At 42.3% G+C, this 15,649-nt stretch carries 15 protein-coding genes; 1 reads left to right on the top strand and 14 read right to left on the bottom strand.

The window, feature by feature from the left end; translation table 11 throughout:
* Positions 1-32: 32 nt before the first annotated feature.
* The 10 genes from F8R13_RS06960 to F8R13_RS06915 form a co-directional block, all read right to left on the bottom strand.
* Entirely contained in the window at positions 33-893 is an 861-nt protein-coding gene (locus F8R13_RS06960; RefSeq protein ID WP_152832976.1) for an HlyC/CorC family transporter, read from the bottom strand.
* Between the two features lie 163 nt (positions 894-1,056).
* Positions 1,057-1,545 carry an rRNA maturation RNase YbeY gene (gene ybeY, locus F8R13_RS06955; RefSeq protein ID WP_152832974.1) on the bottom strand — a complete coding sequence of 163 codons (489 nt, stop codon included), beginning with the start codon at positions 1,543-1,545 and terminating at the stop codon, positions 1,057-1,059.
* Positions 1,542-2,519 carry a PhoH family protein gene (locus tag F8R13_RS06950; protein ID WP_152832973.1) on the bottom strand — a complete coding sequence of 326 codons (978 nt, stop codon included), beginning with the start codon at positions 2,517-2,519 and terminating at the stop codon, positions 1,542-1,544. Before F8R13_RS06950 ends, ybeY begins: the two co-directional genes overlap by 4 nt.
* Positions 2,520-2,891: 372 nt before the next feature.
* Positions 2,892-4,358 (bottom strand): tRNA (N6-isopentenyl adenosine(37)-C2)-methylthiotransferase MiaB, encoded by a 1,467-nt coding sequence (gene miaB / locus F8R13_RS06945; protein ID WP_152832971.1) that lies wholly within the window; start codon positions 4,356-4,358, stop codon positions 2,892-2,894.
* Between the two features lie 242 nt (positions 4,359-4,600).
* Positions 4,601-5,155 carry a type II secretion system protein gene (locus tag F8R13_RS06940; RefSeq protein WP_216642610.1) on the bottom strand — a complete coding sequence of 185 codons (555 nt, stop codon included), beginning with the start codon at positions 5,153-5,155 and terminating at the stop codon, positions 4,601-4,603.
* A 119-nt stretch (positions 5,156-5,274) separates the two neighbouring features.
* The gene (locus F8R13_RS06935) at positions 5,275-6,087 is read right to left on the bottom strand and encodes a type II secretion system protein (protein WP_152832969.1); all 813 of its coding nucleotides are present in this window, start codon (positions 6,085-6,087) and stop codon (positions 5,275-5,277) included.
* Positions 6,084-6,965, bottom strand: a complete 882-nt coding sequence (locus F8R13_RS06930; RefSeq protein WP_152832967.1) for a hypothetical protein — start codon at positions 6,963-6,965, stop codon at positions 6,084-6,086. Before F8R13_RS06930 ends, F8R13_RS06935 begins: the two co-directional genes overlap by 4 nt.
* Positions 6,956-8,038, bottom strand: a complete 1,083-nt coding sequence (locus F8R13_RS06925; RefSeq protein ID WP_152832965.1) for a hypothetical protein — start codon at positions 8,036-8,038, stop codon at positions 6,956-6,958. The genes F8R13_RS06930 and F8R13_RS06925 overlap by 10 nt, the downstream gene beginning before the upstream one ends.
* A gap of 74 nt (positions 8,039-8,112) precedes the next feature.
* Positions 8,113-8,595 (bottom strand): hypothetical protein, encoded by a 483-nt coding sequence (locus F8R13_RS06920; RefSeq protein WP_152832963.1) that lies wholly within the window; start codon positions 8,593-8,595, stop codon positions 8,113-8,115.
* A 141-nt stretch (positions 8,596-8,736) separates the two neighbouring features.
* Positions 8,737-9,810, bottom strand: a complete 1,074-nt coding sequence (locus F8R13_RS06915; RefSeq protein WP_216642609.1) for a porin — start codon at positions 9,808-9,810, stop codon at positions 8,737-8,739.
* Positions 9,811-10,278: 468 nt separating this feature from the next.
* Here F8R13_RS06915 and nrdA point away from each other — a divergent pair, with 468 nt between their 5' ends.
* On the top strand, positions 10,279-12,561 hold the full coding sequence (gene nrdA, locus F8R13_RS06910; RefSeq protein WP_152832960.1) for a class 1a ribonucleoside-diphosphate reductase subunit alpha: 2,283 nt from the start codon (positions 10,279-10,281) through the stop codon (positions 12,559-12,561).
* Between the two features lie 405 nt (positions 12,562-12,966).
* Here nrdA and F8R13_RS06905 read toward each other — a convergent pair whose 3' ends face one another.
* The 4 genes from F8R13_RS06905 to F8R13_RS06890 form a co-directional block, all read right to left on the bottom strand.
* Positions 12,967-13,722 (bottom strand): TorF family putative porin, encoded by a 756-nt coding sequence (locus tag F8R13_RS06905; RefSeq protein ID WP_152832958.1) that lies wholly within the window; start codon positions 13,720-13,722, stop codon positions 12,967-12,969.
* A 250-nt stretch (positions 13,723-13,972) separates the two neighbouring features.
* The gene (rpsI, locus tag F8R13_RS06900) at positions 13,973-14,365 is read right to left on the bottom strand and encodes a 30S ribosomal protein S9 (protein ID WP_152832956.1); all 393 of its coding nucleotides are present in this window, start codon (positions 14,363-14,365) and stop codon (positions 13,973-13,975) included.
* A 13-nt stretch (positions 14,366-14,378) separates the two neighbouring features.
* On the bottom strand, positions 14,379-14,807 hold the full coding sequence (gene rplM, locus F8R13_RS06895) for a 50S ribosomal protein L13 (RefSeq protein ID WP_029912699.1): 429 nt from the start codon (positions 14,805-14,807) through the stop codon (positions 14,379-14,381).
* 180 nt (positions 14,808-14,987) lie between these two features.
* Positions 14,988-15,338: a winged helix-turn-helix domain-containing protein gene (locus F8R13_RS06890; protein WP_152832954.1), complete on the bottom strand. Its 351-nt coding sequence runs from the start codon at positions 15,336-15,338 to the stop codon at positions 14,988-14,990.
* Positions 15,339-15,649: the final 311 nt, after the last annotated feature.

Below are 15,649 nucleotides of genomic sequence, written 5' to 3'. Positions count from 1 at the left end.
ATTATTAACACCGCAAGAGTGTGATAAACAAATTAATCCGCCGGTTGCGAGACGCCTTCACCGGTTTCCAATGGTGAAACGATAAAGCAATCAACACGACGTCCGTCGGCTTTCAAAACCTTAAACATCAGGCCTGCAAACTCAAACTCTTCCTCTTCGGAAGGAATGCGCCCCAGGTCTTTTGAAATCAAACCACCTATCGTTTCCAACTGCTCATCTTCCAAATCAGTTTTGAAAAACTTGTTAAAGTCTTCAAGGGACGTAATCGCCTCCACTAAGTAACCGCCTGAGATGTGCTTTTGAATGTTATCTTCACTTTCGTCGTGTTCATCTTCGATGTCACCAACGATTTCTTCCAACACATCTTCAATCGTTACCAGACCTGCAAGCTCACCATACTCGTCAACGACGAGCGCCATGTGGTTACGGCTTTTCTTGAATTCCTTCAACAGTATATTCAATCGTTTACTTTCCGACACCATGACCGGCGCACGATACAACTCTCTCAACTGAGACAATTCTGTCAAACTATGTTTGGTCACAGCTTGCAATACATCTTTTGCCAGCAAGATACCAACGACTTCATCGGTATCCGCAGAAAAAACGGGATAACGGGAATGGGCAGACTCCAGAATCTTATCCAAAATCACTTCGATTGGGTCAGCCTCATCGACAAAGCTCAGCTGAACCTTGGGCACCATGACATCCCGCACACGGGTTTCGAACACATTTAACACCCCCTTAATCATCATCAAGGCATCGTGCTCAATCAGATCTTGAGCTTCTGCTTCTTCCAAAAGGGTTTCTAAATCTTCCCGACTCTCCGGTTCGCCTGAAAAAATCTTTGCAAATCTTTCAAGCCACGAAGAGCCGCTACTAGTGTCACTACTCATGCGAGCTGTTTTCTCCTTAATATGAGAGCTTTGCACGAGATGGGTTCACGAATAAAAATGACTGAAATCTCATTTTTCCCTCGCGCCCTACTCATGCAAAGCTCTCAATCTGCAATTTATCTTAGCCACTAAAAATGACATTTTAATGGCAAGTGTTTAAAACCTATTCTTCAATTGGTTGATACGGCGAGTCAAAGCCCAGTCCCGTCAAAATCTCCGTTTCCAGCGCTTCCATTTCCTCGGCCTCAGCATCATTCATATGGTCATACCCTTGCAAATGCAAGCAACCATGCACAATCATGTGTGCCCAATGGGCAATAATCGGCTTATGTTGTTCCGCCGCTTCGCGCGCTACAACTGGTGCGCAAATGATCAAATCACCCAAATAAGGCAACTCTTCTTCCAGCTCCAACAATCCCGGTGGGTTTTCAAACGGAAAAGACAGTACATTCGTCGGGCAATCTTTCCCGCGATAATCTCGGTTCAAAGTCTGGCTTTCGTTTTCTTCGACAATACGAATCACCATCTCAACTTCACCGGAAGCCCAATCCTGCATCAATGAGGCGGCCACCCAAGACTCACATTGCTCCAGTGTCGGTAGTTCAATGGATTCGCCGGAAACCAATTCGACTTGATAATCTATATGAATCATCCTGCCGCTCCTTCAGACTGCCTTCTATCGAAGACATCGTAAGCCTGAACAATCTTTTGTACAAGGGTATGGCGAACAACGTCTTTGGATTGATAAAAGGTAAAGCCAATCTCCGGCACGCCTTCTAATACTTCTATGACATGACGTAACCCTGATTTTTGACTTTTCGGCAAATCACACTGGGTAATATCTCCGGTGATAACCGCTTTCGAGCCAAAACCGATACGCGTCAAAAACATTTTCATTTGCTCGGTGGTGGTGTTTTGCGCCTCATCCAGAATAATGAAGGCTTCATTCAAGGTGCGTCCACGCATAAACGCCAGAGGGGCAATTTCTATAATATGGCGTTCGATCATACGCTCAACCTGTTCAAAACCGAGCATCTCAAACAGTGCATCAAATAGTGGGCGCAAATAAGGATCCACCTTTTGATTCAAATCTCCAGGAAGAAAACCAAGCTTCTCACCCGCTTCAACCGCTGGACGCGTCAGGATAATACGACGAACATCTTCCCTTTCCAGCGCTTCAACTGCCGCTGCAACCGCCAGATAAGTCTTACCCGTTCCTGCAGGACCAATACCGAAGTTCACATCATACTGCTGGATGGATTTGAGATAGTTCGATTGATTCGGGTTACGGGTCTTGATGGTTTTCTTACGGGTTTTGATGAGGACTTCAGAGTCATCCACCGTTTTGGCTTCGTCATAACCAACGGACTGCAACGCCATGTGTATTTTTTCAGGATCAAGCGGCTCTTTTAAAGCTTGCGCGTACAAATCACGCAGAAAGCTTTCCGTTTTCACCAATCTTTCAGGAAGCCCGGTGACACTGAATTTAAAGCCAAGATGGTTGATCTCAACCCCTAGGCGTAACTCAACTTGAGCGATGTGCTCACTTTGCCAGCCGCAAAGATTCACCAAAGCATCATTCTGTTCGGGAGAGAGTTGGAACTGTATGGTATGAAGGGTTGTCAAAAGCCTGATATTGCCTTATTTGAAATCGATTACAAAATCTTAATGAATTACTGATATAAATACAATGAAGAATTTAGGGCATCTCGAAAAAACACCAATGAGATTCTGCGAGACTTAAAGGCCACTTCTTCTAGACGAGCGTTGCCGAGTTTAGTCATTCTAAGGTCAAAGCGCACAACAACGAAGAAGTGACCTTTAAATCTCGCCCGAAGGGGCTTAGCCAAGTTCGACAGCCCTGCGTTGCGAAGTCTCACAAGGTCTAGACATTGCTTCAACTTCTCGCCTTGTCCTGTCAAATTTGGCGTTGCCAGAATCCATCGGGGGTTATTCGAGGTGCCCTTTAACCGATCGTCTATGAGTGCTCGCTAAAACTCACACTGCGTAGTATTGGCGCTGCGCAAACTTCTCAGCTTCTGGCGTGGCAATAAGCTTGCCTTTAAGCGAATTGGCATAAGCCTCAAGGATTTCTACGTCGACAAATTGTCCAATGAGTTCCGGCGAACCTTCAAAATTCACGACACGGTTATTTTCCGTGCGACCAGAAACTTCCGTTGTTGAATTGCGCGACAGACTTTCAACCAATACGCGCTGAACACTTCCTTCCATCGACTTACTGATTGCTGCCGTTTGTTCATTCAGCATATCTTGCAAGGCTTGAAGACGTCGTTTTTTGGTATGCATTTCAACATCATCCGGCAAACTTGCCGCAGGGGTTCCTGGACGTGGGCTATAGATGAAGCTGAAAGAACGGTCATAGTTCAACTCTTTAACCAGCGCTAAGGTCTCTTTAAAGTCATCACAAGTTTCTCCCGGGAAACCAATGATAAAGTCACCGGACAAGCTCAGATTAGGACGCAATTTGCGAATCTTGCGAATAGTTGCTTTATATTCGATTGCCATATGATTACGCTTCATCATCGCCAGCACGCGGTCCGCGCCAGACTGAATCGGCAAGTGTAAATGTGACACCAGCTCTGGCACTTCCGCATAACAATCAATCAGACTTTGCGTCATTTCATTTGGGTGCGATGTGGTGTAACGAATACGATCAATGCCTTCTACGGCTCTTACGGCATGAATCAACACCGCTAGGTCAGCAATCTCTCCATCCGGCATGACACCACGATAGGCGTTAACGTTTTGCCCAAGAAGATTGACTTCGCGCACACCTTGCTCTGCCAACGTTTCAATTTCTGCCATCACATCAGCAAATGGACGACTGAACTCTTCTCCACGGGTGTAAGGCACCACGCAGAAAGTACAATATTTAGAACACCCTTCCATCACAGAAACGAAGGCGGACACGCCGTTAGACTCTGGTGCAGCCAAGTTATCGAACTTCTCGATTTCTGGGAAGGAAATGTCGATAACGGCGCGTTTTTTGAACTTCTTATCCTGTGCAGCTTCATCGCGCATCGATAAGGCCTCGTCGATCATTGCCGGTAAACGGTGCAAAGTCTGAGGGCCAAAAATCACATCCACCAAGGGTGAGCGCTTACGAATCTCCTCCCCTTCCTGTGAAGCAACACAGCCCCCTACCGCAATAATACGATTAGGCTTTTCGGCTTTCCATTTTTTCCAGCGCCCCAATTCGTCAAACACTTTTTCTTGTGCTTTTTCACGCACCGAACAAGTATTGAGAATCAGCATATCCGCTTGCTCAGGCATTTCAACCGCTCCAAGCCCGTAGGTTTTTTCCAGCAATTTCGCCATACGATCAGAGTCGTATTCATTCATCTGACATCCGTAAGTCTTGATAAACAAACCGCCAGTGAATGGAGAAGCATTTCTCGCCTTACCCCTTCGGGCGGCGAGTTCTTCGTGTGAAGTGTCTGACATAAAAAACCTAAGTCCAAGTAAAGGAAAACAGCAAAAACGTAACAAGAAACCCTAAAAAATGCATGGATAAATGCCGTTCAAAGCAAACAGAAGTTATTGATAAATATCCATTTTTAGGGCGCGTATTCTAGCAAAATCTGCCAGGTTGGGTCAATGTTTAAACGCCTTACCACACAATAAAACAAACCCCATAAAACAAAAAACCCGGACTAAGCCGGGTTTCATCACAACAATAGCTTTGATTACATTCTGAAACAAACTGTGTTGTTGGTTGCTGTATAGGCAGCAGAGTTGTTGCGACGCACATCACCAGTTGCACCGTTACCGTCATCCATTTTGGTGTCCAATTCTGTCGCTGTCTCTTGATCTAAGCCTGTATAACAAACCGCCAAGGCAAAGACTCCATTTGGAGTATTAGTCAAAATCTGAACTTCACCACCCCATTTATTGGATGGGTAATTTGTTCCGGTATAGTTCCCTTTAATCAACCCATCAAGCGCCAAATGTTGAAACACCACGGTGCGCTCACCACCGGTGATTTGCCCGTTACCGTTACCAGCATTGGTTGTCGCAGTATTATCATCCCCTGGCAATCTATTTTCATGCCTTTCCTGATAGGAAGCGACAGCTGCGCCCCATTGCTGCACTTCAGATTGCGTTGCCTTGATTCTGGCATTCTGAATCAACTCTTGTCCTTTCAAAACACCACCCAGCAATAATCCGATGATTACCAATACGATTGCAATCTCAACCAGTGTAAAACCTTTTTGCGACTGCATTTTATTTGTTTGCGACATGTATCTCTCCTCACTTATTCTACAAACTTATATCTTTAAGGCAATTTACGTAAATAATACTGTATTTTAATAAATAATAACGCCTTTAAATATAAATATTTTGCCCAGACTCCCCCCTATCACTGCAATGCCATCGGATTGTTTTCCAGAAAAGCTTTTTTAATATCGTAACCAGAAATGGTTTCAATCGTGTCATCAAAAAATGCTGTGCTACTGTTATTAAACCTTGCTGCCCAGTAAAGCGTATCTGTATCACAATTCTCACGCTCTTGAGTACTCAGCGAATTACAGTTAGAGATATAGCCATCTTTGTTGAAAGCAACCAATACAACCGATTGATTATCCGCAGCCATGCTGGATGCTGCCGTACAATTATTGACAGAGGCATCACAAACGGAATAGTCCCCCGTACTTGGCACCACCTGAGTAGGTAAAGTGTTTAGATCAAACTGCGGTAATGCGGTTTGGGGCGCCGTTGGCGTATTGCAGAAATAGTTTGCTGCTCTTCCTGCTGGCGGCGATGCACTTTGCGCGCAAATATTACCCGATGCCGCTTCTTGATTGACTGCATACCGAATAGGATTCCCCCAGCCATCAGATACATTGGCTTTATTCAACCCTAAATCAATATAGGGTAGTCGCCCGGTAGCTGCCGTACACCTTGAACCGTTACGATTCTCTCTACCGTCTTGATTAGTGTCTGGACAAGGCAAATATTGATTCACCAATGCATACGCTAACAAAGCTTGTTTAACCTGCTGCAAGCTTTGCTTTGAGCTACTGTATTTTGCGCTGTCGCGCTGCGATTGTATCATTTGAAACCCACCGACACTCAAAATACCGATAATCACCAGCACCAATGCCAACTCAACCAAGTTAAAACCAGATTGCTTGCGATATGATTGACTGTAATCCACACTTTTTCGATTCACTTTATTGCCCCCACTTCTAGCAAGGCTCGTTTGGCATCAAGCACCGTCATAGCATCCAAAAAATCTTGATTATCGCCTTTGGTCTCACTAAACACTTCATCACCATCGCAATTCTCTTTTTGGCGTGCGCTACTCGCTTTTTGACAATTATCCCAAGTCACCAACCCATCGGCACCAAACGACGCGACCACGTAAACCAAGGCGTTTTCTATTTCATTTCCAGAGGCATCTTCTAGCCATAGGTTTTTGTGAGAGTTTGTACCACTCCCAGCTTTATCAGACCCAATAGGAGGTGTCCCTAATTGCATATAAGGTGGTGCATTAAAGCTGGACACGTCAATACTACCACCTGTTTTACACGCCGAACTGCAAACGCTATCACAGCCCTGACAGTAATAAACATGGGCACTCGAACAATACGCCAGTTTATTGGATACCGTTACCGCCCCCTCAGAACCAAATACACTGGATGTTTGGCACATATCGTTCACATATTTCTTATTTTCAGCCCTTGCATTCACTTGGTAATAATAGGCACTTCCCCAAACATCCTTTCCACCAACAGAAAGATCAAGATAAGGCAACGTGCCTGAACGACTTTTACAAACTGCCACGCCAGAAGTAATCTTTCTATTCTCTTTTCCATCACCATCGGTATCTGGGCAAGGCAAATGATGATTCACCTTTAAATAGGTCAACATTGCCTGATGAATATCAGACATCTCATTCTCTTGTTTCTGTTGTTTTTCAACCAGCGTAAGAGCAGAAGTAGAGGCAAACATACTGGTAAAGAAAATCCCTACCAAAAGCAACGCCAAAGCAATTTCAATCAATGAAAAGCCTTTCATGCAGGAATAGCGCGCCTTCCTCATGGACATACCGCCTGACCATCAATAAATTGGTCTCGCCAATTGCTTCCCGCCGGGTTACTCACCGCACTGTAATCATTAAACCAGTGTGCAATGCTTGGAGACAAGCTGCACAAAGCAGATTTTTGCACCTTAATTCTGGCCTCCATCGCTGCTTTCCATTCATCAAACGTAATGCCTACAACCATATCATTGACCGTAGGACTTGATTGCTGTCCAGAGTAGAAAAACCGAGCGCCGGCTGCGTTCCCATTATCTATTTTGTTGCCTGAAGCATCAAAACGCATATCCAAATACTGCCTAACAACTGTTTTTGCATCGCCTGACAAGGTTCTATCTTGAGACGTTCCATCTGGAAATGTTTGCGGTACACCCGGCGCAATAATCAGCACAACATAGTTACCAGAACCATTTACCTGTAACCAAGGCAAAGTATTGTCGGGCAATGCTGTAGGGCTTCCTAAATCAGGGCCACTGGATGGTGTTAGAGCTGCGTTCAGAGGCGCATAGCGATGTGTTGTGGTATTGTTGTAGTCGCCAGATGCATTTACAAAACGATCTGCGACGACGTAATAGAATTCCTTAGGGGAGATGTCTTTTAAAAAGAAATTACGTGTCTTGAACTGCACAGGTAAAAAGCCATAGTCAAAACCTGTGGCATCATTCCCAGTCACCCTGGGATTACTACATGGACTTTCCGCTCCAGACAAAGCACCATCTCCATCCATGTCAGGACAAGGAAAATAACCAGGAGAGGGAATAGCTGAAATTTCAGTATTTGTTACAGTATTAGAGACCAGATTACTTTGGAAAAGCTCAGGTTGAAAAACAGCGTAAGTCAAAAGTTGTTGCTTAATAAAATTAAGCTCTTGAAGGCTCTTTTGAACATCATGCTGGCGATGAGTAAACCCATAGTTTTTTGCATAATTACCAAAATAGGCCGCGGCACCGAGCAACATCAAAATCAGCATCACCATCAAAATAAAACCGGATTGTTTTGAATGGTTTCGAATTGATGGAAAGCGCTTCTCCAAACAGGATAACGACTGACTCGATAGTGACTCAAACCTTTTAAACATCATAAAGAACTGTCTTCTCCAACCCGACAGAAATATGATGAATTATACGTCAGTTTACGCAAATAATATGGATTTTGCTACCACAGCTTGTTACCAGCCTGCTGTTGCTCAACAACCCACTGCTGGAAAGCAGGCGGACCATATGCCAAGGTAAGCGGATCCTTCTGTGTTTCCTCATCTTCAGGATCTTGCATTTGATAAATCAATGGCCGCATGGTTCGCTCGGCATTTTGCATTAACCAAGCTAACGTGTCCTGAGGAATCTCCCTACCAACAGGAACCGCCAAATCCACTTTTAGCCCTTGCCAAACCAGCACATTATCAATTACCAATGCACCACACTCATTAGGGCGAAAATCATCTGGTAAAAAGCTACCAGATTTTACCCAGGCACACTCAAAATTTTGACACGGATTCACCGGCCTATTCTCATAGTCATCACAGCCTTTTCCTGTGCTATGTGGACATGGATGACCTGGGTAAGCCTCACAGCCTTTCACTTCTATTTGCACCCAACCATCACAACAGGCTGTACAAGGTTGGCAACTTCTGTTTTTCATTTCAAATACCTGTTTTACGCATTCCGCTTTGTCAAAGATACGTTTCAGTATACCCTTAACAAAACAGAATTCTAGATAACAAAAACCCCGCCGAAGCGGGGTTTTCTTATTCTAACTAAACTGCCCTAAGACAGCATTAAATTAGAACTTAACTTGGAAACCAACGTTAACTACAGAAGTGTCAGTTTTCTTAAGCCCTTGAATGTTAGACAATGACATATAGTCAGCGTAAACTTTAGTAGATTTAGCTAGAGCATAATCAACACCTACACCCATACCAGTACCATCTTTCATTGCAGTTGAAGCTGCAATTACGTTACCAGCTGAGTCTTTTTCAGTTCCGTTAAAGTTCTTAGCCTTACGATCAACCATTGAGTACTTCAAACGAGGTGTGAACGCACCCATTTTGTACGCCGCATTAATAGCAATCTCACTACCTTCCTGAGAAGTATCTTTTATAGCTTTACCAGAGAAGTCAGAGTAAGTTACGTTTGCAGTCAACCCAGCAACAGCATACTGTGCAACCAAACGCATTTCAGTTGCAGCTTCACCTGTAGAAGTAGATGAACCATTGAACGCTTTAGAGAAAGAGTTCATTGCACCAGATAGGTACAAACCTTTCTTTTTAGAACCATAAGTTACTGCTGCAGAAATTACATCAGTAATTGAAGATTCTTTAGAAGTGTCACCACCAGTTTCTTTTGGAACAAATGCAGCAATAACTTTAACACCACTAAAAGAAGGTGAAACATATGCTAAAGCATTGTTTGTACGAAGTTCACCAGAGTTTTTAGTAACGCCTAGCTTAGACCAGTTGTTATCGAATTCTTTATCGTTAAATGCATCATAACCTTGAGCCATTTTGAAAGGCGTGTCATGACGACCGATGATAACAGTACCGAACCCACCAGCAATACCAGCAAATTGGTTACGGTTAGAGATAGTAGAACCATCAACCATACCTACACCGAACTCAATACCATAAACTGCTTTCAAGCCGTTACCTAGATCTTCAGAACCTTTTACACCCAAACGTGAAGCATAAGACTTTAGGAACATACCAGAATCTTTTTTAGACTTAGTTCCTTGATTTTTAACTTCTTTACTTACTTGGAAAGCTTGGTTGATTTGACCATAAACTGTAGGAGCGTCAGCCATAGCAACTGGCGCAGCGATAGCAGAAGCAACTGCTAGAGCGATAATGTTCTTTTTCATCATTTATACCCTATAAATAGTTAGTTAGTATGCCCACGTCACCGTGAACTTGAGAGCAACTATATTTAGTTTTATATGGTCATGCAACTTTTTTTAAGAAAAAAACAACAAAATTTGAAAGTGTAGTTTTTTTACAACAACACAAACATCAACCCCCTCTATAAAAGACTCCTATGTATTATTAATTTATACACACCTTAACAACAAATAAGCACCCCCTTAAATGCTTTTTTTTCAAGCTTTTTTTGTATTAATTTTTTTCATTTTTACACACAAAAATTTTTATCCATAAATTGATTTCTATCAGTTGCATTCATTTTTCATTTCCACTATATTTTGAGCTTAGCAGTGCAAAAAAAACTATATATAGTAGAAATGCTCATTCTACACACAATAAAATAAAGCACTCTCTTAACAAGAAAACTCACTCATTTTATTAACCTTCTGAATTTATTAAAGATTGTAGCCATGTCGAACGAAAATTTACTTGTCACCAAGCGCGACGGTTCAAAAGAACCGATTGACTTAGAAAAAATTCACCGTGTAATTACTTGGGCAGCCGAAGGATTAGAAAACGTTTCCGTTTCGGAAGTTGAATTAAAGTCTCATATACAATTTTATGATGGCATCAGCAGCTCAGATATTCATGAAACCATTATCAAATCTGCCGCCGATCTTATTTCAGAAAGCTCACCAGACTACCAACACCTAGCAGCAAGACTGGCAATCTTCCATTTACGCAAGAAGGCATTTGAACGCTTCACACCACCAACACTGTTTGAGCACGTCAATAAGATGATACGACGCGGCATGTATGACGTACAGTTACTTGAAGATTATACAAAGGCCGAGTTTGACGAACTTGATGCCTACATCAAGCACGAACGCGACATGGATTTCAGTTACGCAGCCGTTAAACAACTAGAAGGAAAATACCTAGTTCAAAACCGCGTAACAGGACAAATATTTGAGAGCCCGCAATTTATTTATATGCTCATCCCTATGAGTTTATTTGCTCATTATTCAAATGATGCGGAAGAAGGCAAAACCCGACTGGATTACATCAAGCGCTTCTATGACGCAGCCTCCACCTTTAAGCTATCGTTACCGACACCTATCATGTCAGGCGTGCGCACCCCAACACGACAATTCAGCTCTTGTGTATTAATCGAGTGTGGAGACTCGCTTGACTCAATTAACGCAACGTCTTCATCCATTGTTAAATATGTTTCTCAACGTGCCGGTATCGGGGTCAATGTTGGTCGCATACGAGCCATTGGTTCAGAAATTCGTGGTGGTGAAGCCTACCATACGGGAATGATACCGTTCATCAAGCACTTCCAGACAGCCGTTAAATCCTGTTCGCAAGGTGGCGTGCGCGGCGGTGCAGCAACCCTATTCTTCCCAATCTGGCATCTTGAAATCGAATCTCTTGTTGTACTGAAAAACAACCGTGGGGTTGAGGAAAATAGAGCTCGCCACTTGGATTATGGCGTACAAATGAATAAGCTGATGTACCAGCGCATGATTGAAGGCGGCGAGATCACCTTATTCAGCCCATCAGATGCTCCAGGTCTATACGATGCCTTCTTTAACGATCAAGATGAATTTGAACGCCTGTATAAAATCTATGAAGCAGATGAAAAGATTCGCAAGAAAAAAGTGAAAGCACTAGACCTGTTAACTACAGTCGCGCAAGAGCGAGCTCAAACAGGCCGAATCTACATTCAGAATGTTGACCACTCCAACACACACAGTTCCTTTGATGCCAAAAAAGCGCCAATTCATCAATCGAACTTATGCCTGGAAATCACTCTTCCAACTAAACCACTAAATTCCGCCGACGACCCTAATGGTGAAATCGCGCTATGTACGCTATCTGCCTTCAACCTAGGGGCAATTGAAAATCTGGATGAGCTCGAAGAGCTATCGGATCTGATTGTTCGTGCATTAGACAGCCTGCTGGATTATCAAGACTACCCAGTGGTTGCCGCAGAACATGCTAGCCTTGGCCGCAGAACGCTTGGGGTAGGGGTAACAAACCTTGCCTACTATCTGGCAAAAAATCATGTTAAATATTCTAATGGTTCCGCAAATCCATTGGTCCACAAAACTTTTGAAGCCATTCAGTACTATTTATTGAAAGCCTCTCTAGGGTTAGCAAAAGAAGTCGGAAAATGTAGCCAGTTTGATGACACCAAATATGCTCAAGGCATCTTACCAATTGACACTTACAAGTCAGACCTAGATGAAATCTGTAACGAAAAGCTTCATTACGACTGGGAAGCCCTTCGCGAAGAAATCAAAACCCACGGCTTGCGCAACTCAACCCTGACTGCACTTATGCCTTGTGAAACCTCTTCACAAATTACCAACTCAACCAATGGTATTGAGCCGCCACGAGGTTATGTTTCAGTCAAAGCATCAAAAGACGGCATCTTAAAACAAGTTGTCCCGGGCTTTAAGGAACATAAAAATGACTATGAGCTTTTATGGCAAATTCCCGATAACAAAGGCTATTTGCAGCTAGTTGGGATTATGCAGAAGTTTGTTGACCAAGCCATTTCGGCTAACACTAACTATGATCCTGCAAAATTTGACGAAGATAAAGTTCCAATCAAAGTCGTATTACAAGACATTTTATACGCTTACAAAATGGGACTTAAAACGCTTTACTACCACAACACCCGTGACGGCGCCAAAGACGCCGAGGAAGATGACGGATGCGCAGGCGGCGCATGTAAACTCTAAAGTTTACTCATAATAAAAAAGGGCGATATCGCCCTTTTTTATTACCTATTATTTACCCCTCAACCTCGTACAACTCAGCATCAACCCTACTGTGCGATTAAACGAAGTCCTCACCCACCTCTAAAACTCGCCTCTCAGACAAACTTCTGCTTAATTCCATTAATACGCCAAGCTTTCACTCAAAACTCATTCAATGAACCTTCTAAAACTATTATCCTTGCTGTTTTGTCACCTATTTTTTTATCGCACAGCATATCTTCGCTATTCAACTCTGGCATAATTTATTTCCAGAATAACTTTCCCAACCAAGACATTAAAAAGAATAGCACCCCAACCTGGTAGATTTTTGACATAAAAAAAGCGGGCTATGCCCGCTTTTAACTAACTAACTATTAAGCTTAAGACTTATAGATCAAATGACTTGGTAATACCAACAATCATTGATTCATCAGAGCCTTTTGATGCGCCATAGTTGTTTTTATCTTTGTGCATAGAAATATAACTAATGCTTACATCTGTGCCTTTAGCAATTTCTGTACTATAAGATACATCAATCCAGTTATGGTTTTGACTTCCATTTCCATCTGTTGTTCCTAGGAATTTATCACCCACACCATAAGTTGCAGAAATACCAGCATAAGTTGCTGTCAATGCATACGTCATATATGTTTGATCTTTATAATCGCTTCCAGAAGTTTTGTGACTCGCACCTTCATGGCTACCAGTAGCAACATCTAGAGACAAAAACTTGTAACCCAATGACGCTGAAGCTTCTAAGTATGATGAATCAAATGCATTTGCATCTTTTTTAAAGTCTTTTGTATAACCATATCTAGTTAAGTTAACACCAACATCAAGACCAGAGAAAGATCCAGACCAACCACCATACAAATCATACTCTAAGCCTTGGTTTGTACCGCCATTAGACAAGCTTGACTCCCAAGTCCCAACTGAAAAGCCACTATCACCAAAGTCATAATCTAGACCACCTTGAGCTGCTGCACTATCAGTTTGAGCCAACCCGCGGAAGTAATACTTAGTTACTGCACCGATATTTGCAGAAGCCCCTGCTTGTGAAGTAGCTGGTGCTAGAGCTGCAACTGTTGAACCTGCTACAGCCATTGCCATAACCAATGATTTTAATTGTGCTGTTTTTTTCATTTTGCTTCCTTATTTTTTGATAAGTTAATCATAAACTCACACACCACATAGAAATCAAGATGCCAATTATCATAATAAACTTAAATTTCAATAACTTAGATACAAACAACACTTAACACAACCCTTTTTGAGACAGCGATAAATTCCAACTTGGACAAAACAACCTCCATATTGGTGCAATCCTTTCTCCATTATTGCAGACACAAAAAAACCCGCACTAGGCGGGTTTCTTGTAAAACGAAAATAGATATTAACGTTTTGAGAACTGTGGACGACGACGAGCTTTGCGCAAACCAACTTTCTTACGCTCAACACGACGGGCATCACGAGTCAACAAACCACGTTGACGCAACGCAGAACGATTAGCTTCTTCATAGCTAACCAATGCACGTGCAATACCATGACGAACTGCACCGGCTTGTCCTGTTGTACCACCACCAGTCACTGTCACATAAACATCAAACTTATCCATGTTTTCAGTTGCAGCAAATGGTTGATTAATTACCATAAGATCTGTATCACGAGCAAAGTACTCATTGATATCACGACCGTTAACAGTCATTTTTCCTGAACCAGCACGCAAGAATACACGAGCGACTGAGCTTTTACGACGACCTGTTCCGTAATATTGTTCTGTTGCCATTATGTTTTCCTTCTTAGATATCTAGTGCTGTAGGTTGTTGAGCAGTATGAGGATGATCAACACCCGCATAAACTTTCAATTTTTTCATCATCGCACGACCCAAAGGACCACGAGGCAACATACCTTTTACTGCCAATTCAATTGGACGAGCAGGCTTTTCAGTCACCAACTTCTGGAAGTTAGTTGATTTTAGGTTACCAACATAACCAGTCACGTGGTGATACATTTTATCTGTACGCTTGTTACCAGTAACAGCAACTTTGTCCGCATTGATAACAACGATATAGTCACCACAATCAACATGAGGTGTATATTCTGGCTTGTGCTTCCCACGCAAACGCGCAGCAATTTCAGAAGCCATACGACCTAGGGTCTTACCTTCTGCATCAATAACGTACCAGTCACGTTTTACTTCTGCTGGTTTTGCAACAAATGTTTTCATAACTTTGTCCTAAAATATGATTGTAATCCAAATTAACCGTCAAGGTTTTCACCTCAACGAGACACTTACTGTTTAACGGGCAATAAGGGTAAGGATTAAAGAAGTGGAATTTTATGGATTATTGAGACAATGTCAAGCTGTAATTCGTTTGATTTCATTAAAGATTTAAGTTTTTTAAATCTAAAATGAACATTGTGAAGATTCTTTCTGCAAAAACGCGACCAAGCCTTTTTCGATTCTTCGAAATTCTTTGACTAAATTCTTGCCTTTTTCAGTCAACTGCGTACCACCACCAGACTTACCGCCTTGCTCTTTAACGACTAATGGCTCATCAAAAAATTGATTCATCTCCTCAATAAGCCGCCATGCTTTTTTATATGACATCTGCATATCTTTAGCCGCGGCATTAATTGAACCCAGTTGCTGAATTTTTTCCAGTAAGGTTATTCTTCCAATTCCCACATAGGCGTCATCCTTTCCAGTCAACCAAAACCTTGCTGAAATGTTATTCGAATAACGTTCTCCCGGCATAACCTTTCCTTTTTTATTCAAGATCAGTACACAACTATTATAAAGACTAAATAAAAACTCGTCAGAGGTTTGAAAAACTTTTCAAACCTCACACAGCAATCTCTTCGGTTGCTGCTCTTGAGTTGTCTTTTGAATGCCAATTAAATTATTGTTGCAAATATAAAAGGATACTTGCATCGCTCGGATTTATGCTTAACATAGCTATCAGGTCACAATATTTTCACTATTCCAAGGTAAAGGCACAATTCAATTACCTTTTAAAAAGAAAGGAATTTGCAATTCCACTAAAAATTAATGAAAATGTGAGCCAC

The sequence above is a fragment of the Hydrogenovibrio sp. JE_KL2 genome (genome assembly GCF_009296185.1).
Classification (GTDB): Bacteria; Pseudomonadota; Gammaproteobacteria; order Thiomicrospirales; family Thiomicrospiraceae; genus Hydrogenovibrio.
The sequence above is the reverse complement of the archived record's forward strand: the minus strand, read 5'-3'. Positions and strand labels throughout refer to the sequence as shown.